The organism is Desulfobacter sp. (assembly GCF_050177295.1).
The window spans coordinates 1-18,905 of sequence record NZ_JBFXHE010000002.1 but is presented as its reverse complement, the minus strand read 5'-3'; the positions used below and the strand labels follow the sequence as shown (position 1 = coordinate 18,905).

The window sequence follows — 18,905 nt, the reverse complement described above, 5'->3', positions numbered from 1 at the left end:
TTATTTAAGCATAATCACATCTATATTTTCATTCTCCAGAAAGGTTGCGGCACTTTTGAAAAGGGGGGTCCTGGTCAAAAAAAGCTTCTCCATCCCTTTTTCAGCGTAAACGCCCGGAATATTTTTTACTTTCCGGTCTGCATTGAATGACGGGTCTTTCCATACCTGATACCCGAGCCAGAAAAAAAGGCGGGTACAGATATCTTCAAAGGTGAGATCCGAAGGCAGGTCCAGTATCCGGTATCCCTGGGTTTTTAAGACGTCAAGTGCCCTGCCGTAAACGCTTCCCGGATTGATTAAAATATCAGAGGTGTGGGCATGGGTGATTCTGCCTAAAGAGACTTTCATCTGTACATTGTTTAGGGATAAGGGGAAAACGGCCTGGTGCTCATAGGCATAGGGTGTGGCAGCCAGAAGAGTCCGGATTAATGATTCCTGGAATTTTGGCACATCTTTCATGGTCGGTGTGTTGAACCGTACCCTGGCATTGAGGACGTCACTGATTTTTTTAAACTGCAGATCCTTCCAATAGGCTTTCATGGCGGCAACAAGATCCGGATCCATGGAATCTTCAGTGGTATAGGGTCCGAGCAGCACGTTTTTTTTTCCTGCAGAGTCACTGATGACGGGTGTTTTTGACAAGTCAATAAATTTCGGCTCGCCGCCGTGGCTTCCGGACGGGAAAAACAGTTTTCCCTGGTGCATGAGGCGGCCCCGGATAAGCTGGGTATAGCGTTTTAGATATGCCAAATCCGCCATGGAAACAGGTTTTGCTGCATGGGGGGCTGTTCGTTTTTTTTCGGAAAGCAGTTCAGATATGGTGTCCCCGGGTTTGAGCCTGTGTTTGTGGGTGTGCCGGGATACAGTGGCCGGGTTAATCTCTGTGGAGAACGCCAGCACCGGCACAGCCACAGTGCTGTTGCTGTCCTGTTCGTAAGCATTTTTATCCACCTGCTTCAGGGGAATCAGAATCCGGCTGCCGGGAGAAATGGCATCGATTTTGTCAAGTTGCGGATTAATGGCTTTAAATATGTTTAAAAAGAGCGGGAAATCCGATGTGGATATTTCTCCTTTCCGGCGGAAAATTTTATACAGCCATTCATCTTTTTGGACCAGGTAAGGCTCGCACAGGTAAATCCGATTATCGTAAATGAAAAGGGAATACTTCTTAAAACTGGTTTTCACCCCCATTGCTGAAAAAGAGGCGCAAGGGGTGAGTGAAACCAGTATTACCGGGATAACACCGCATCGTATTATGATGGCCCGGAAAAAAGACATAAATCAAAGCCCTAGACGGGTGGCGATTTTTCCTGATACATCCTTTACGAATTCCTGGAACTGGGATGACCCAAGGGGTTTTTCCTGGGACGGAATCAATTCGGGGTCATCCGGGGAAATAAAATCCGGTAAATTAATAAACCGGCTGTCAGATGAAATACCGTATGCCTCGGCCAGTTCGCCTTTAAAATAAAGATCCTGGAAACCGGAAAATTTAATGGCATGGGCCGTGGCATCCAGAATCACGGTTTCGCTGTCATTCACGAGATCTAATGCCTTTGCCCGGACCATCCCGGCAAGGCACTCACCCCCCTGGGTGCAGGTGATATGGCCGTTCTGGTTGGCTGTAAGCTGCCAGTCCATGATCTGCTGTTCTTTTACCTGGACCACAAAAACATTTCTGTGGCCGCTGGCTGCATCATATTCCCGGGCGATCCGGATTACCCTTGGCATGGATACGGGATTCCCGATCATGGCTGCCTGGGCCACACTTGGCTGGGTCTGGACCGGCGTAAATTTACGTTTGCTCTCATCGGGTTCCAGATAATATCTGTACACCGGGTCTGCATGTTCGGACTGAACCCCGATAATCTTTGGCAGTGTATGGATGATGCCGGTGTTGTAAAATTTCAGGAATCCGTTCATGATCGCTGAAATATTGCCGGCATTGCCAATGGGAACCATGACCACTTTTTTATCCATATCCCAGTCAAAGTCCTGGGCAATTTCATATGAGTAGGACTCCTGTCCCAGGATACGCCAGGCGTTTTTGGAGTTGAGCAATACCACAGGATAGCTTGAGGACAGGTGCTCCACAATTTTCATGCAGTCGTCAAAAACCCCTGGGATTTCAAAAACCCTGGCACCGCTTCCCAAAGGCTGGGCCAGCTGGGCAGAGGTGACCTTTTTATGGGGCAGAAGCACGGCGGATTTGACTTTGGATCCCAGATAGGAGGCATAAAGGGCTGCCGATGCCGAGGTATCACCGGTGGATGCACATATCGAAATCACCTCGGATACAACTCCCTGGTCAATGAGATATTTTATGCTGGACAGGGCAGAGGCCATGCCCCTGTCTTTGAATGAAGCCGAAGGGTTCTGACCGTCGTTTTTGTAGTAGAACTTTAACCCGGTTTTTTCCTGGAGCCCGGCGTTGGCCTCCACCACCGGCGTGTGCCCTTCACCCAGATAAATAATGGACCCAAGGGGGATGCTGGGGCCGATGAATTCGTGGTACCGGTAAATCCCTTTAAGTGCCGGGATCTTAAGAATTTTCCGGTAATCAAAGATTCTCTGCCAGGTTTCGCCTGGAATGGCGTTGAGCTGATCTTTGTTCCGGTCATGGATCAGCAATACCTGGTTGCAGGCCGGGCACACGTATAAAAGTTTTTCAATGCCGTATTCAGCGCCGCAGCCAAGGCATTTATAGTACATTTCCCCCCTGGGCAAGGGAATGATATGCGGCCTGATATCCCCAGGAAACAGATTAAGATTCATAGTCAATTATTTCTATACCTCCCATATACGGTACCAGTGCCTTGGGCACCCTGACGGTTCCGTCTTCCATCTGATAGTTTTCAAGAATTGCAGCAAAGGTTCTTCCCACGGCCAGACCTGATCCGTTCAGGGTGTGGCAGAACTCCGGCTTTTTGGCGTTTTCCCGCCTGAACCGGATGTTTGCCCGCCTGGCCTGGAAATCAAGGCAGTTTGAACATGAGGAAATCTCTCTGTATTTATCCTGGCCGGGCATCCACACTTCAAGGTCATAGGTTTTAGTGGCGGAAAATCCCAAGTCCCCGGTGCACAAGGTGACCACCTGGTAGGGCAGTTCCAGGCGCTGGAGAATGTCTTCCGCATTGGTCAGCAATGATTCAAGCTCATCAAATGAAGTATCCGGAGAGGTGATTTTCACCATTTCCACTTTGTTGAACTGGTGCTGGCGAATCAGTCCTTTGGTGTCTTTGCCGTAGGAGCCTGCTTCGGACCTGAAACAGGGGGTAAATGCCGTGAATTTCATGGGCAGCCTGGACTCATCCAGGATTTCTCCGGCCGGGATGTTGGTCATGGGCACCTCTGATGTGGGAATCAGGTAGTAATCCCAGCCTTCAAGCTTAAAAAGATCTTCTTTAAATTTAGGCAGCTGACCCGTGCCGGTCATGGTTTCCCTGTTTACGACAAACGGCGGTAAAACTTCCTTATACCCGTGCTCTGTGATGTGAATATCCAGCATGAAGTTGATTAAAGCCCTTTCCAGGCGCGCACCTGCGCCCAGATACAAAGGAAATCTGGCCCCGGCAAGCTTTGCTGCACACCCAAGATTGAGAATGCCTAAGGCTTCGGCAATGTCAGCATGATCCTTGATCTGAAAATCAAAGGACCGGGGTGTTCCCCAGGTCTTTTCAAGCCGGTTTTCGGTGTCATCCTTTCCCATGGGAACATCTTCATGGGGCAGATTGGGAAGATGAATAAGGAATTCCTTGATCCAGATCTCCAGATCATTGAGTGCTTTGTCCATTTCCTTAATTTGTTCAGAAACGCCTTTCATTTTATTTATGCTTGGCTGGGCGTCCTGTCCGGATTTCTTCATTTTGGCAATTTCATCGGAAACAGTATTTCTTAGATGGCGTAACTCTTCAATATCAATTAAAAGTGCCTTTCTTTTTTCCTCATTTTGAAGAAACGGGGAAAAATCAATGTTCGCCCTGCGTTTTTTCATGCCCTGAACAACTATGTCCAGGTCATTCTTAATCAATTTGATATCAAGCATTTTTGATTTTTGTCCTGCATGATTATAGGGTTGAAAGGTGACTGATTATAATATTTTTATAATTGTATCCAGATAACACGGGCCATGTAAACAGTCAACGATTATTGCCCGTTGACAATTGTCCGACAGTGTATAATATTGCTCAAAAACTTTATTTTGAAATAATAAGGAATACCATAATGGATGAGACCAAAAGCGGTAAAAACAGTGTGTTAAGCCAGGTGGCTGAACGCATGAACGCCCTGTCCCCGGAACAGATTGAAGAAAAATATAATATCGTTGAAAATAAATTGTTTGAATTTGCAAACTTTTTAGAATCCCAGCAGGTGTTCCTGTACCCGCCCGGAAGTAAGGAAATTCCTACGGAAAACATTATCCGCAAAGCCATGGAAATCGGAAAAAGTATTATTCTGCCGGTATTTACGGATGTTAAAAATACGTTTCTTTTGTACAAGATCAGTCATTTTGACAGGGATCTGGTGCCCAACGCCCGTGACATGCTTGAGCCCAATCCGGAGCGATGCAAGAAAATCGCCCTGGATGAGGTGGATATTGCCATTATTCCGGGCCTGGCATTTGATGACAAGGGCGGGCGTATGGGGTTCGGCAACAACTACTATTCAAAGCTGATTACAAAACTACCTGAAACCTGCCGAAGGGTCTCTTTGGCTTATGAAGAGCAGATTGTTGACCAGATTCAGATGGAATCAAGAAAATATACGGTGGACATTATTATTACCGATACCCGGGTAATTTATAAAATTTAGGGAGTTGGAAACATCAAGGCAGACGCAGGGTAACTGCAATCCATATGAAATCTACTGATTATAACGAATTTGGGGGACTGGGTCGGGGAGCGATGAAATAGACTGGAAAAATTCATTTCCTGAGTTATGGTTGAAGCGCTAACATCATCTCCAAACAGGAGATATGTTTTTTGTTTCTGTGCCTGAGCGACAATGTCAGGTAATGTCTGCTCTATCCATATTTTGCGTTTAAGAGTGTTTTCAGGATTTTTCCCGCCTACAGCAAAACGGGCTTTCTGGTAGGAGAATCCCAGGTTTTTGAGAAATTCACTGAGGTATTTGACACTGTAAAGAACACCGAATTTTTGATAAATAAGCTCCTGAATCATTGGGGTGCTCCAACATGCCCCCGGGAAACCAACACTTTGTGGTCCATCCGTGAGCCATTGTTTTAATTGTTTTTTTTGTGTTCCGGCAAGCTTGTTGGAACGCCCTGATCTTTTTTGGACGGCAAGCAATTCATTTTATATGGCAAACGCTGGGACATTGAGGTTTTTTCAAAATGTGCAAACAGCACTTAAAATTAACGAAAGAAATACAAATTCGAAATTACGATGGCCTTGTGGCACATACATCCCTGGTTATTGCCAGGTATAATATTCTCAGCCTTTATCAGCGGCAATGTATAGATCAGAGATCATTCGAAGAACTCTCAGGGCCTGTAACGACGAAATGGCCAATTTGTCTTTTATGGTTTCTTTGGAACGGATCATGCGTTTAGCTTTGGCAAGTATTCGGCAACTATTTGATTTCACTGAATGTATGGTTCAGATGATGCTTGATCAGGTAATGGGGCAAGCTCTCAAGTATTTCGGCTTTTCAAGTGAGCCTGAGGAATTATTGGGGGTGTAAATTTACTCCTCCGAAAGTTGAATTGAATATGAAACCAAACAAATTTTAAAAATCGGCCAGGATAAAAATTCTTCCGACCAGTGAGGGGCAAAATAGTTTTTTATAAGAAACTATAGACAAGATACAGAAAACAAGAGGGCGAAGCGCCTGGGGCGCCCATTTCAGCCCCGCATGGGCTCAGCCCCGGTGATCATTATCGGGGCGGACTTTCAGACCATACGAAATGTGGGTGTTGGGAATTTCCTATGAAGCCCGGCAGAGCCTTTTCCCAGGGATACCCTTCCCGGGCCATTTGATAGCCCAGATCAAACAGGTTTTCCATATATACCGGATCAGAACTTTCCGTGGGTTCTGCCGTGAAAATCAGGGCTGCAAAAATCGTTTTTTTCTTGACAAGTTGCCCGTGGTTTTAAATAAAAAAACAGATTCGGGTGCGACATGGCTTAACAGGGAATCTTGTGTAATTCAAAAGCGGGCCCGCCGCTGTGACTGGGGACACAGCCGCAGATACACACTGCGGCGATATGTCATGGGAAGGTGCCGCCTAATGAAGCTATCGGAGTCAGAAGACCTGCCCGGGTATATATCTTGTCTCTTCCGTGGTAAGGGGATACATAAAGAATTCAGGAAAAAAAAAGGTATCCCCGGATCAGGACGCATTGATCCCGGGGATTTTTTGTCGGGCCAAGCCAAAGAATTTCAATGAGTACCGATTAACGCAGGGCTTTCATGGCCCCCATATACCCGCGCAGTTTTTTGCCCACAATTTCTACGGGATGGTTCCGGATGGCATCGTTGACCTGGATCAGGCGGATGTTGTCCACGCCGTTGTCTTCAAGGGCCAGACCCTTGCCGATCACATCGGTATCAAGGCCTGCCATGAAGTCTTTAAGCAGGGGAACCGCGGTATGGGCAAACAGGTAACAGCCGTATTCCGCAGTATCTGAGATCACCACGTTCATTTCATACAGTTTTTTCCTGGCAATGAGGTTGGAGATCAGGGGCACCTCATGCAGGGATTCATAATAAGCGGACTCCGCAATAATGCCGGCTGACACCATGGTATCAAAGGCCAATTCCACGCCTGCCTTGATCATGGCCACCATGAGAATGCCGTTGTCAAAATATTCCTGCTCCGGGATGTCTGCGTCCTGGGAAGTCGATTTTTCAAACGCCGTGTCCTGGGTCTGGGCCCGCCATTTGAGCAGATTGGCGTCATCATTGGCCCAGTCTTCCATCATGGTCTTTGAGAAAAATCCAGTCATGATGTCGTCCATGTGCTTGTTGTACAAAGGTGCCCAGATCTGCTTGATCTGCTCGCTTAATTCAAAGGCCTTGATTTTAGCCGGATTGGACAGCCTGTCCATCATGTTGGTGATGCCGCCGTGTTTCAGGGCTTCGGTCACAGTTTCCCAGCCATACTGGACCAGTTTGGATGCATATCCTTCATCCATGCCGTTTTCAATCATCTTGTCATAGCACAGCAGCGCGCCTGTCTGCAGAACCCCGCATAAAATGGTCTGCTCGCCCATGAGATCCGATTTCACTTCAGCCACAAATGAGGACTGCAAAACACCTGCCTTGTGACCGCCTGTGCCGGCTGCATAGGCTTTGGCAAGTTCAAAGCCTTCTCCCCGGGGATCGTTTTCCCGGTGCACGGCAATCAGGGTGGGCACGCCAAAGCCTCTTTTATACTCTTCTCTTACTTCGGTTCCCGGGGATTTGGGAGCCACCATGATAACGGTGAGGTCCTTTCTGATCTGCATGCCCTCTTCAACAATATTGAACCCGTGAGAATAGGAAAGGCAGGCATCCTTTTTCATCAAAGGCATGATGGATTCAATCACATTGGAGTGCTGTTTATCCGGGGTCAGGTTGATGACCATATCTGCCGTCGGCAGCATCTGGTCATAGGTACCTACGGAAAAACCGTTCTCCGTGGCATTTTTCCAGGACTGCCGTTTCCCGGAAAAGGCGGCTTCCCTTAATGCATAGGACACATCCAGGCCGCTGTCCCTTAAATTCAGACCCTGGTGCAGGCCCTGGGATCCGCATCCCACAATCACAATTTTTTTCCCCTTGAGCGCGTCAACCCCGTTAAATTCCGAAGGGTCCATGAACCGGCACTGGGACAGTTCTTCAAGTTGCAGCCGTAATGGCAGGGTGTTAAAATAATTGGTACCCATATCTTATCTCCTTAATTTTAGTGTTGTGAATAAAATGGCTTAAAACTCTCGTTGCGTCAAATGAATCATTTGCAATTTTATGTTGCAAATACTGGAATATACTTTTAAAATATTCAAAATAACAATATGTTACCCTGTTGAGGCAAAAAAAATGGATATACGCACCCTTGAATTATTTCACCACCTGGCCGGTTCCCTGCATTTCTCCCGGACAAGCCAGGTATGCAATATTTCCTCTTCCGCCCTTACCCGGGTGATCCAGCGCCTGGAAACAGATGTGGGAAAACAGCTTTTTATCCGGGGCAACCGCTGTGTGGAGCTGACCTATGCCGGACAGGTCTTTAAAAAATATGCCGAGGATGTGCTTGGCCGGTTTGAACGGCTCCAGGGGGAATTAGCAAAGGGGGCTGTCTTGTCCGGCCAGCTTTCCCTTTACTGCTCGGTAACGGCAGCTTACAGTATCCTGCCCAGATTTATCCCCCGGTACCGGGCCCTGCACCCCGGGGTGCAGATCCACCTTGAAACAGGAGACCCTGCCCAGGCGTTAGACCAGCTGATGAACCGGGGTGCAGATGCTGTAATTGCAGCCCTGCCGGCAAAACCCGGGGTCCAGATCAGTTTTTTAAACATGGCTGTCAGTCCCCTGGTTTTTATCGGGGCCAGGCACTATCCCGATGTCCTGGTAACAGACGGCAGGGGGGGCCCGGACTGGGAAAAATTCCCCTTGATTCTTGCGGACAAAGGCCTAAGCCGGGAGCGTATTGACCAGTGGTTTGCTGAAAGTGCCGTGGTCCCGCGCATTTACTCCCAGGTCACGGGCCATGAAGCCATTATCGCCCTGGTGAACCTGGGATTCGGTATCGGCCTTGTGCCCCGGCTGGTTCTTGAAAAAAGTCAACTTTACCGGGATATTGTTGCACTGGACAACATGCCGGAACTGCCCCCGTATGAAATAGCTCTTTGCACACGCAATACAAATCTGTCCAATCCCCGGGTCCGGGCTCTGTGGGATATCGCTGCAGGGGCCTCTTGACTTTGATTTTAAATGAAAGCGCCCTTTGGCAGGCTTTATTTTCGCTTAAACGAGAGAAAAATTGCCATGGGATTGACCATATCATAATAGATCAAAGTGGCTTTATCCCTGGCTGTCTGTATTTTTATGGCGAATGCATCTGTGTTTTCCATATCCAAAGGCGCCTTGTCCGGAAAATAGATATCTGAATAATATTCAGGGTCATAGGGCGACAAAACAATCTGCTTAGGCGTTTCCAGGGCTGTGATATGGCAGGGTATGAAAAATTCATAATTGACAATGCCGTTGTCAAGCCACGCGTTGAATTCGTTGATGAACTTTACCTCAAAAGGCGTCCCGTCAATTTTGACATGGATGTAATAGTTGTACGGGGCAATATAACCAAAGGCCTTTTCTTTGATCTCTGCCACTTCTTTTGAATCCAATGCCTTATTATGGTCTGCGTCAAAATCCTCACTGATCATAACAGAAAACATCTCGTCAAAGGTCCAGGTCACCCGGAAACCGGCCAGCCCCTGATCGTCAAAAACAAACCCGGTGCGCTGGGAAATGAACACATGGGGATGGGGCATCCCGGGAAGGGGAAACAGGATAATCAAAAAAGCAGACAGCAGCCGAAAAAACCAGTTTGGTCGGGGCATGGGTGTAACCGCGGTTATGTGTATCAATATTTCAGATACGGGTTTTCCGTTCAAGCAATAGTGCATTGTTTGTTGTGGCCCTGGGGCCCATGTGGGTTATATATGTATCAGCCTATATTTTCAAGGCAACGGCAGCACACGTGACCGCTGAAACAGACTTGCACATTCTTCTGCTGCCTTTGATTCTGCCGGGTCCGGATCAAATGGTAAACTGCGCCATCATTTCATGAAGTTCTTCAGCCAGTCCGGACAGCGATTCAGCACTGGTCCGTATCTCATGGCTGCCCGATGTCACGGATTCCGTGGCCCGGCTCACATCTGTGATATCCTGGGTAACTTCCATTGATACAGTCGATGCCTGGTTAATATTGTTATTGACCTCATCAAGGCCGCTGACCGCTTCGCTGACGTTATTGGATATCTCTCGGGTTGTGGCGGACTGCTCTTCAATGGCCGAGGCAACCGTGCTGACAATGTGGTTAATCTCATTGATCACCTCCACAATGCTGTTAATGGCCCCCACGGATTCGGTTGCAGTGGCCTGGATCGAGCTGATTTTGACACTGATATCCTGGGTGGCACAGGCTGTCTGCTGGGCCAGGGCCTTTATTTCAGCGGCAACCACGGCAAATCCCTTGCCTGCCGCGCCTGCCCGGGCTGCTTCAATGGTTGCGTTTAAGGCAAGCAGGTTTGTCTGCTCTGAAATTTCTGCAATGGTTTCCGTGACTTTGTTGATCTCTTCTGCTGCCCGGTCAAGTTTCTTGACTTGAACGGACACCTCTTTGGCTGTAGCAACGGCCCGGCATGTGGTTTCACTGCCTTTTCCCGTATGATGAGAAACCTCCTGGATGGTGGCGGCCATCTCTTCAATGGCTGTGGCAATCATTTGCAGGTTCATGGTAGTCTGCTCCGTGGCTGCGGCAACACTGCCCATGGTGGCACTCATTGTTTCGGCGGATGCGGATACATGACTTGTTTTTTCCGAGGTCTGGCCTGCGTTGGCCTCGATTTGCCGCGATACACTTGACAATTGTGCGGAGGACGCTGTCAACGTGTCAACCCCGGCCACAACATCTGAAAACATCAGTCGTAAGTTTTCAGACATGTCATTCAATGCTGATGCCAGGGTACCGACCTCATCGGTCTGATTGATATTCAGCCGTTGGGTTAAGTCTTTGCCGGCAATGGTTCTGGCAAAGGCAACGCCCTGGATAACAGGACGGCTGATGCTTCTGGAGATAAAAAAAGTCAATCCAATACCGATAAGGATCGCTGCAATCCCCATAAAGAGGACACGGTTTCTGACTGCCCTGGCCTGGCTTAGCATCTGTTCATCTGTCAGGACAGCTTGTCTGATTTTTGTTTGTATCTCAGCCAGAATGCGTTTCAGCTGCGCCATGGCCGGTATGGTGCGGGTGGTGAATATGTCCTGGGCAGTCACTCTGCTCTGGGTCAATCTGGTCTCGGCACTTATTGCCTGGTGAAACAGGCTGTATACCTTAGCCAGGCATGGCTGGGTTTTATTTACCAGCACATTGATGGCCCAGGGCATATCCATGTCATTAATGGCTGTTTCAATTTCCCAGGCGGTTTGGTGCAGTTTCCTATGGTCTTCAGCCAGTTGTGTTAACACGGGCCCAAGTTCAGGAAAGGAAGAAATGAGCGCGCGGGTTTCAGGCGCAGATAAAAATTTGCCGAAACTGCACTGGTCAGGATTCAGCTCTATATTCAGTTTAAATGGGTTTCCCTGGGCAACATCTCTTACCCGATCCATAAGTTTTTGATTGGCGGCATCAACGTGAAGGCAGGTACAGACCACCCAGTCCCACAGCGCAAACTTTTTGGCAAAAACCAGCATGGGGGCAGGCTTAAGGCTGTTAAAAAGGCTTTGATCAAAGGCCACAAAGCCCTGGCCTGCATTGAACGGTGTCCGGAGTATTTCATCAAAGGGTTTCCGGCCGTTTTTATCTTCTGTATTACGCAAATTTTTCCCGGCCAGGGACGAATTTAAAGGATGCATGACAACGACGCCGCTGGTATCAAGCACAAAAAAATAATCATCTTCCAGGCTGCCGAAACGCATCTTTCTCAGGCTGTTGAGAACCGCTTGTTTCTGATCCAGTCCAGGTGTATCAATCCCACGTATGGACTGAATCAGGTCAATGGCCTTTTCGGATGCGGCCTGCAGCCGGTTCTGGCTGGTGTACATCCCGCCGGCTTCTTCGGCCACTGCCCTGTTGAGTTGTCCCACCCAGTTAATATGGTCTGCCAGATGGTTTGATAAAACCTGGGCCAGATCCCCGTGATTTTTTTTTAATGCCTTATTTATGGCAATAGCGGATGCGTGCAGTTCCCTGTGGGGTGTTTCAATGGCCTTGAACAAAGGCGCCAGTCCAGGAATCAGGTCCTGGGCGTGCTTTCGACTGTCGCTGTACAGCCACTTGCCAAAGCTGCACACATGGTCATTGGTTTCCACATCCAGGGTTGTGAGGCTTTCATCGGTAAACAAACGGCTGACATCAGCAACCCAGTTCAGGTGATCCACCTCCTTTTGCGCCATAATACCGGACAGCCGGTTGCCGGCAATCACTTCCCGGGCGTCCTGAACAATTCCCTCCACCCCGAAATAACTGATGATGCTCATTACGCCTAACAGAAAGACAACGGTGCCGATACCGATGCCGATTTTGTTTGTAATCTTAATATTTTTCCAGTTCAATGCCTTCTCCCCAAATAAAATATGCTTTAAATTTTAAACAGGCAGGTATACTTAAACCGCCATCTATATATAGATGATGATTATTAGAATTGTATTTTGGAATAAATTAACAAACCGGGAAATATGAAAGAGAAAACAGCTCAGTTAAAAGATATTTACGCAGCCTTTGATGCGGATACCCGTGACCTGGTCCAGGATGGAAAGAAAACCATGGGCGTAAGGCGGGTTGTTACAGCAACACCTATACCACCTGTCCGGCGGCCCAGGCCGAAGACCATGCCCACTGGAAATTGTATCCGCCCAGCCACCCGGTGACATCCAGCACTTCGCCGATGGCGTAAAATCCCGGAACATCCCGGGATTCCATTGTTTTTGAAGAGAACCTGCGGCAGTCAATGCCGCCGACGGTCACCTCGGCGGTTCTGTATCCTTCGGTGCCGCCGGGCTGGATGTTCCAGGCATGGATCTCGTCTGCCGCACGTTTGAGCCCCTGGCGGGAAATGGCGTGAACAGGGCTGTTCAACAGCTTTTCATCCAGACGGGCCTGGACCAGACGGGTTGGAAGATGCCCGGCCAGGACAGATTTCACATGGCGTTTGGGCCGGGTCTGCTGTTCTGTTTCCAGAAGTTTTTCCAGATTTCCATCCGGGAGAAGGTCGATGGTCAGCGGGGTTCCGGGCTGCCAGAAGGATGAGGCCTGCAGGATCACAGGGCCGCTCAGCCCCCGGTGAGTAAACAGAAGCTGCTCTTTAAAAGAGGCTGAGCCGGTGCGAACCAGGGCCGTGACTGAAATCCCGGCCAGGGGCGCCAGAACCGTTTTATCCCCGGGCTGAAGTGTAAAGGGAACAAGGCCGGGCCTGGGCCCTACCACAGGAATGCCGAACTGCCCGGCGACCTTGTATCCGAACGAAGTGGCCCCGGCTGAAGGCATTGATGCCCCTCCGGTGGCAATGACAAGGGATGGGGCCTCCATGCTTTCCCCGGCTGTGCAGATCCGGAACCCCCGGGTCGAAGCCTGTCTCTCAATGCTGCTGACGCTTGTTTTAAATGCCAGGCAGACACCGGCGCTGCGGCACTCGGCCAGCAGCATGTCAAGGATCTGCCCGGCACTGCCCGTGCAGAACAACTGGCCGTGTTCCCGTTCGCTGAAGCGGATCCCGTACTGCCGGACAAGGGCGATAAAATCCTGGGGCCGGTACCGGCTGAGCGCGGATTTTACAAAGTGGGGATTGGATGAAATATAATGTTGCGCACTGACCCTGCGGTTTGTAAAGTTGCACCTGCCGCCGCCGGACATGAGAATCTTGCGCCCGGGCCTGGGGCCGTGGTCCAGAACTTTTACACGTCTCCCGCGTTTTCCGGCCTGGGCTGCGCACATCAGCCCTGAGGCCCCTGCCCCGATAATCACCACATCGTATTGGGTTTTCATACTCTTTTTTTGCCTGCCTGTCCGTTCGGCCGTCTGTCCGGGCCGCCCTATCCTTTTGTCTACGCGCTCATTTTTTCCCGCACCCGGTCAATCTCCGGGCTTTCAATGTACTCGTCATAGGACATAAGGACCCGCACTTTCTCACCGCCTTCAAGCTCTTTCTCATGTGCAAGAATTTTTAAAAAGGTGCTTTTCCCGGCACCGTTGGCCCCGATGAGGCCGTAACAGTTACCGGGCTTAAACATGATGTTGACATCTTTGAACAGGATCCGCTTGCCATAGGCAAGAGATATGTTATCTGCAAAAATCATTAATATGGTATTTCCTAAATGGTAAGATCGGGGCAATGCCCGACTGCTCTGGCAAAAATTACATACCCTGCCGTTTTTTCAGAAAAAGATCAAGTTTTTTCGATTAATGCCGGCAACCCGGTCTGGATAGAGATATTCAAAGGTATTTACAAAAATAAAGTTAACAAAGTAGAATTAACTTCGATATTTTTAATTTTTTTAGAAGAGTGCGATATTGGCATAGGGTCCAGAATGGCACTGTCGTCCGGAAATTCAATTTTATGCAATAATTTAAGAAGGCTCATGCTTTTTGGATTCTTCAGGTATGCCGGATTGGCATATTTTCCCCAGCAGTTTTTAACCTTCCTTTTTTAAACGTTCTCTTTTTTGGCACATAGTCATTAATTTCCTAAATGGATATAACTAACTAATTTATTTATTTAGAAATATTTTATTTCGTGTGCTTTCCGTTGAACTTTAATTAGTTTTAAGTTAGTTGGTACGGTAAATGCTAGTTTGTGCTGATAGAGAATAAAAATTACCCCAAAAGGTTGTTGTCAATGGAAGAGTCTATCATATCCCTTATACCCGACACCATGAAGAACCTGGATAAAGTTGTTGAAGCCTCTGAAGAACAGTTTCTCCTCCTAGGGCAACGGCTCCAGTCCATCTATGAAAAGGCCGGAGGCCTGACAGACCAGACTATAGCCTCGGCTGAGGCGGTCCAGAAAAAGGAAGGCAGCCGCCTTGACCAAATCTCAGATCTGGCTGAAAAAGATATTGCCAGGCTTAAATTCATCCAAAAAACCATTCAGGAAAACACCCAGGTTTTCCCACGGGCTCTGGCGCACCTGGGAAACCTGGCCATTTTTTTGGCGGATATTGACAGGGCCGCCAGGATAGTCAGCACCATTGCATTGGAATTTATGGCCGAAACCGCCAGGATCGGCAACCTGGATAAGAATTTCACCGTCCTGGCAAATGAAATAAAAGAATTGTCCAGGAAAACCTTTGGAATATCAGATCAAATTAAACTGGAGTCCCGGGAGGTAAAAGAGACCTTTGAGGGGTCACAAACGTTAGTTATCCGCGAAATTGAACATTTGGCCGGACTGGCACAAAAGGCAGAAACCTCAGTGGAAGAGGCAATGAACAAAATCCGGGAACTGGCTGCCCTTTCCGTCACCTCTCTTGAGTCGGCCACCGGTATATCAAAAACCATCAATGACCAGATCGGACAGATCATTGTGTCCTTGCAAATGCAGGACAATATCAGTCAGCGGATCAGCCACATTAACCAGGGGTTCTCAGATATCCAGACCCTTGTTCTTTCCGACCGGCCCATTGGAAGTTCCCCTTACACCCCTGAACAAAGAACGCGTATGGCCTTCACCATTTACAGGCTCCAGGTGTCGCAGTTGAATTTGGTTATCACGGACTTGAACCAGGCCTGCCAAAACAATTTTGAGGCGTTTGACCGGATAGCCGGTCAGATCGGGGGATTAAGGCAGATGTTTGAAAACACCGGCACCCGGGAAAATTATGCCCGGATTTTTGACGGTCTTTCAGCAGGCATGGCGCAGCTGGCTGCCATTCGGGAGCAGGGCCTGTCCATTTTGGCACAGTTTAAAATCATTGCAGATAAATCCGTTAGTGCCGGCGAAAATCTTTCCCGGCAGGTCTCCCTGGTCAGGGATATCAGTGAGGATGCCCATATCAAGGCGCTGAATGCCATTATTGCCGCCCATAAGCTGAGACGGGACGGATCGGTTTACAACGTTCTGGCCATGGAACTTAAGGACCGGGTCACCCAGATATCCGGGCTGGCTGAAAATACAGAGCAGACCATTGCAAGGATCGCGGATGCCGCAGGAGAAATCTCCACAGAACCTTCGGGCGGATCGACAAAAGCATCCTTTGATAAACACCGTCCCCAAGACCTGCTGGCGTTTTTGTATCAGAGCCTGGCAGGACAAATGGATGCTGTGGTTTCCGGATGTGCCCTGCTCACGGGGTCTATCAAAGAGACGGTTCTGGGGCTTGAGGCCATGGGCTTGTTGTCAAAATCCCTTGAAGATGCCCGGGCTGAACTGGGTCCACTGGAAGAGTATTTTTCATCCCTTGGTGAACCTGCTGACGAATTTCTTTTCAATGATCCTTATTTTTATGAGCGATACACCATGGCCTCGGAACGACTTGTCCACAGGGACGTGCTTGAACAGGACGGCTCTGACTCATTGGATACTGACGCATTGGAACAGAGCGGTTCCGGGGATGGTCTGGGGGATAATATAGAATTTTTCTAACTTTTCTGGAAAGGAGCGGAAGAAATTGAGTAAAACGATTCTCATAGTCGATGATTCGGCCAGCATGCGGCAGGTTGTAAGTCTCACCCTGGAAAATGCGGGGTTTAACGTCATCCAGGCCAAGGACGGAAAAGATGGATTGAACAATTTTTTCCGGGACAAAATGGACCTTGTGATCACGGATTTGAATATGCCGGTGATGGACGGAATCGAAATGATCCGGCAGATCCGGTCCGGGAACAGCCATCAGTTTGTCCCGATTATCCTTTTGACCACCGAATCCCAGGAGGAAAAGAAAAAACAGGGGAAACAGGCAGGTGCCACCGGGTGGATCGTCAAGCCCTTTAAACCGGAACAACTGGTTGCCGTTGCCAAAAAAGTGCTGGGGTGATGGCACCCCGGGGAGACAGGAATGGATATTTCAGCAGACACATTTAAAGAAGAGGCTTGTGACCTTTTAGAAGAGCTGGAGACTGCCCTGCTGGAACTTGAGGAAAATCCCGAAGATATGGATCTTGTGGGCAGGGTTTTCAGGGCCATGCACACCATTAAAGGTTCCGGCGCCATGTTTGGATTTGATGCGGCTTCAGCCTTCACCCATCATGTGGAATCTGCCTTTGACCTGGTCAGGGACGGGAAGGTTGCGGTGAGCAAACCCCTGATCAACCTGACCCTGACCGCACGGGATCATATCTCAACGCTGCTTGACCTGGAAGGTCCTGCCGATGACGGACTTTTGGCCCAAGGGGAGGCATTAATCAAAAGCCTTAGGGAAATCATGACCGGTGCCGGCAAAAACAGCACAGGGCAAGACGCCTCCCCCCCAGGGGAACCCAATAATGCCCGGGACATCCCTGCCGTGGTGACATACCGGATACGGTTTAAGCCCTTTGCCCACCTGTTGTCCACGGGCAATAATCCTCTGTTGCTCTTGAATGAATTGCGTGGACTGGGCCAATGCCGTGTGGCGGCCCATACCGGGGATGTCCCTGATCTGGAATCCTTTGACCCCAGGTCCTGTTATCTGTTCTGGGATATTTTACTGACAACGGACAAGAGGGAAAACGCAATTAAAGATATTTTTATCTTTGTGGAAGAAGATTGTGAACTGGTCATTGAACCGGTTTATGATGACCAACTGGACGAGGAGGAGCCAGCCAGGATGGAGGCGCGCAAGGCCCCACCAAGTGATGCCAGGGCGGCCTTGACAGAACAGGAACAGATAAAGCAGCCGGTCAGGCAGAAAAGGGAAAAAACGGCCGCTGCCAGTCTCAGGGTCCCGGCAGACAAACTAGACCAGTTGGTGGCCCTGGTGGGAGAACTGGTCACGGTCCAGGCCCGTCTGAGCAGACATGCGGCAGACCATAAGCACCCTGAACTGGTTTCCATTGCAGAGGATGTGGAGATGCTGTCATCGGATCTTCGGGACAACGCCATGAGCTTAAGAATGCTTGAGATCGGTTCCACATTCTCTACGTTCAGGCGTCTGGTCAGGGATCTGTCCAGTGAACTGGGCAAGGCAATCGAACTGACCACCTCGGGCGGTGAAACAGAGCTGGACAAAACCGTGATCGAACAGCTCAAAGACCCCCTGGTCCATATTATCCGAAACAGTATTGACCACGGCATTGAAGCCCCCGGGATCAGAAAAGAGCAGGGCAAGCCGCCTTGCGGCAGCATCCATCTGAGTGCCGAGCACTCAGGGGCCAATGTTCTGATCCGTATAAAGGATGACGGCAGGGGAATGGATCCTGAAATCATCCGGGAAAAAGCATTGCAAAATGAGCTGATTTTACCCGGAGATAACCTTACCCGAAAACAGATCCTTCAACTGGTTTTTGCCCCGGGATTTTCAACTGCGGCCCAGGTGACTGACCTTTCGGGCAGAGGCGTGGGCATGGACGTAGTAAAAAGAAAGATCGCAAACCTCAACGGTGAGGTGGAGCTTGAAAGTGCCAAGGGAAAGGGCACCACCCTGACCCTGAAGCTGCCCCTGACCCTGGCCATCATTGACGGCCTTTTGGTTACCCTGGCTGACAATTATTTTATCCTTCCCCTGTCATCGGTGGAGGAGTGCGTGGAACTGCCTCTCAGTGAACAGGATAAAAACAGGAAAAAAAACCGTCAGATACTTAACATCAGAGGCGATATGGTCCCCTATATCCGGCTTCGGGACGAATACGGGATCACCCGGGATGAACCCGAACTCCAGCAGGTTGTGGTCATGAGGGTTAACGGCGGCCGAACCGGCTTTGTGGTGGACAACGTCATCGGCAGCCACCAGACCGTGATCAAGAACATCGGCAACGCATTCAGGCAGGCCCGTGATATTTCCGGTGCCACTATCCTGGGAGACGGGCGGGTGGCCCTGATTATAGATGTCAACAAGGTACTTGAAGTGTAAAAGCACCCTAAAATAAAATCAACCGCCTTTCGGCCATGTCCGGAAGGAAGATTAAAGGAATTCAAGTGATTATGAACAGGTGTTGTTTTAAAAATTGGAATCTTTTTTCAAAAATCGGGCTCATCAGCCTGCTGATTATCCTCATTATGATGGTAAGCCTTTTTTTCATCATCCTGCCTGACATGAAAAAGCAG

The 18,905-nt window shown here is 49.1% G+C and carries 14 protein-coding genes, 1 pseudogene and 1 riboswitch; of the genes and pseudogenes, 6 read left to right on the top strand and 9 right to left on the bottom strand.

Annotated elements, in window-relative coordinates:
* From AB7U36_RS00365 to serS, 3 genes are read right to left on the bottom strand one after another with little or no spacing between them, the layout of a single operon-like run.
* Positions 1-1,278 carry a hypothetical protein gene (locus AB7U36_RS00365; protein WP_428157814.1) on the bottom strand — a complete coding sequence of 426 codons (1,278 nt, stop codon included), beginning with the start codon at positions 1,276-1,278 and terminating at the stop codon, positions 1-3.
* 3 nt (positions 1,279-1,281) lie between these two features.
* Positions 1,282-2,775: a threonine synthase gene (gene thrC / locus AB7U36_RS00360; RefSeq protein WP_428157852.1), complete on the bottom strand. Its 1,494-nt coding sequence runs from the start codon at positions 2,773-2,775 to the stop codon at positions 1,282-1,284.
* On the bottom strand, positions 2,765-4,045 hold the full coding sequence (serS, locus tag AB7U36_RS00355; RefSeq protein WP_428157813.1) for a serine--tRNA ligase: 1,281 nt from the start codon (positions 4,043-4,045) through the stop codon (positions 2,765-2,767). The genes thrC and serS overlap by 11 nt, the downstream gene beginning before the upstream one ends.
* A 179-nt stretch (positions 4,046-4,224) precedes the next feature.
* Here serS and AB7U36_RS00350 point away from each other — a divergent pair, with 179 nt between their 5' ends.
* Positions 4,225-4,812, top strand: coding sequence for a 5-formyltetrahydrofolate cyclo-ligase (locus AB7U36_RS00350; protein WP_428157812.1), 588 nt, complete (start codon positions 4,225-4,227; stop codon positions 4,810-4,812).
* Here AB7U36_RS00350 and AB7U36_RS00345 read toward each other — a convergent pair.
* Complete coding sequence (locus AB7U36_RS00345) at positions 4,809-5,309, bottom strand: winged helix-turn-helix domain-containing protein (RefSeq protein ID WP_428157811.1); 501 nt, start codon at positions 5,307-5,309, stop codon at positions 4,809-4,811. The two genes, AB7U36_RS00350 and AB7U36_RS00345, sit on opposite strands and share 4 nt — an antisense overlap.
* Positions 5,310-5,315: 6 nt before the next feature.
* On the opposite strand from AB7U36_RS00345, the pseudogene AB7U36_RS00340 reads away from it, so the two are divergent.
* Positions 5,316-5,703, top strand: a pseudogene (locus AB7U36_RS00340) (IS4 family transposase); the annotation flags it as partial.
* 412 nt (positions 5,704-6,115) lie between these two features.
* A riboswitch (cobalamin riboswitch) is annotated at positions 6,116-6,296 on the top strand.
* Positions 6,297-6,416: 120 nt separating this feature from the next.
* Here AB7U36_RS00340 and ilvC read toward each other — a convergent pair.
* Positions 6,417-7,889 carry a ketol-acid reductoisomerase gene (gene ilvC, locus AB7U36_RS00335; protein ID WP_428157810.1) on the bottom strand — a complete coding sequence of 491 codons (1,473 nt, stop codon included), beginning with the start codon at positions 7,887-7,889 and terminating at the stop codon, positions 6,417-6,419.
* A 151-nt stretch (positions 7,890-8,040) separates the two neighbouring features.
* Here ilvC and ilvY point away from each other — a divergent pair, with 151 nt between their 5' ends.
* Positions 8,041-8,922 carry an HTH-type transcriptional activator IlvY gene (gene ilvY / locus AB7U36_RS00330; protein ID WP_428157809.1) on the top strand — a complete coding sequence of 294 codons (882 nt, stop codon included), beginning with the start codon at positions 8,041-8,043 and terminating at the stop codon, positions 8,920-8,922.
* 35 nt (positions 8,923-8,957) lie between these two features.
* Here the strand turns inward: ilvY and AB7U36_RS00325 are convergent, their stop codons facing one another.
* The 4 genes from AB7U36_RS00325 to AB7U36_RS00310 all read right to left on the bottom strand — a co-directional run bounded on the left by AB7U36_RS00325 (position 8,958) and on the right by AB7U36_RS00310 (position 14,022).
* The gene (locus AB7U36_RS00325; RefSeq protein ID WP_428157808.1) at positions 8,958-9,590 is read right to left on the bottom strand and encodes a DUF1007 family protein; all 633 of its coding nucleotides are present in this window, start codon (positions 9,588-9,590) and stop codon (positions 8,958-8,960) included.
* 172 nt (positions 9,591-9,762) lie between these two features.
* Complete coding sequence (locus tag AB7U36_RS00320) at positions 9,763-12,282, bottom strand: methyl-accepting chemotaxis protein (protein WP_428157807.1); 2,520 nt, start codon at positions 12,280-12,282, stop codon at positions 9,763-9,765.
* A 241-nt stretch (positions 12,283-12,523) separates the two neighbouring features.
* Positions 12,524-13,711 (bottom strand): NAD(P)/FAD-dependent oxidoreductase, encoded by a 1,188-nt coding sequence (locus AB7U36_RS00315; RefSeq protein WP_428157806.1) that lies wholly within the window; start codon positions 13,709-13,711, stop codon positions 12,524-12,526.
* Between the two features lie 59 nt (positions 13,712-13,770).
* Positions 13,771-14,022, bottom strand: a complete 252-nt coding sequence (locus tag AB7U36_RS00310) for an ATP-binding cassette domain-containing protein (protein ID WP_428157805.1) — start codon at positions 14,020-14,022, stop codon at positions 13,771-13,773.
* Positions 14,023-14,561: 539 nt separating this feature from the next.
* Between AB7U36_RS00310 and AB7U36_RS00305 the strand changes: the two genes are divergently transcribed.
* From AB7U36_RS00305 to AB7U36_RS00295, 3 genes are read left to right on the top strand one after another with little or no spacing between them, the layout of a single operon-like run.
* A complete protein-coding gene (locus AB7U36_RS00305; RefSeq protein WP_428157804.1) occupies positions 14,562-16,307 on the top strand; it encodes a hypothetical protein in 1,746 nt (581 codons plus the stop codon).
* Between the two features lie 25 nt (positions 16,308-16,332).
* Entirely contained in the window at positions 16,333-16,698 is a 366-nt protein-coding gene (locus AB7U36_RS00300) for a response regulator (RefSeq protein ID WP_428157803.1), read from the top strand.
* A 21-nt stretch (positions 16,699-16,719) separates the two neighbouring features.
* Positions 16,720-18,711, top strand: a complete 1,992-nt coding sequence (locus tag AB7U36_RS00295; protein ID WP_428157802.1) for a chemotaxis protein CheA — start codon at positions 16,720-16,722, stop codon at positions 18,709-18,711.
* Positions 18,712-18,905: the final 194 nt, after the last annotated feature.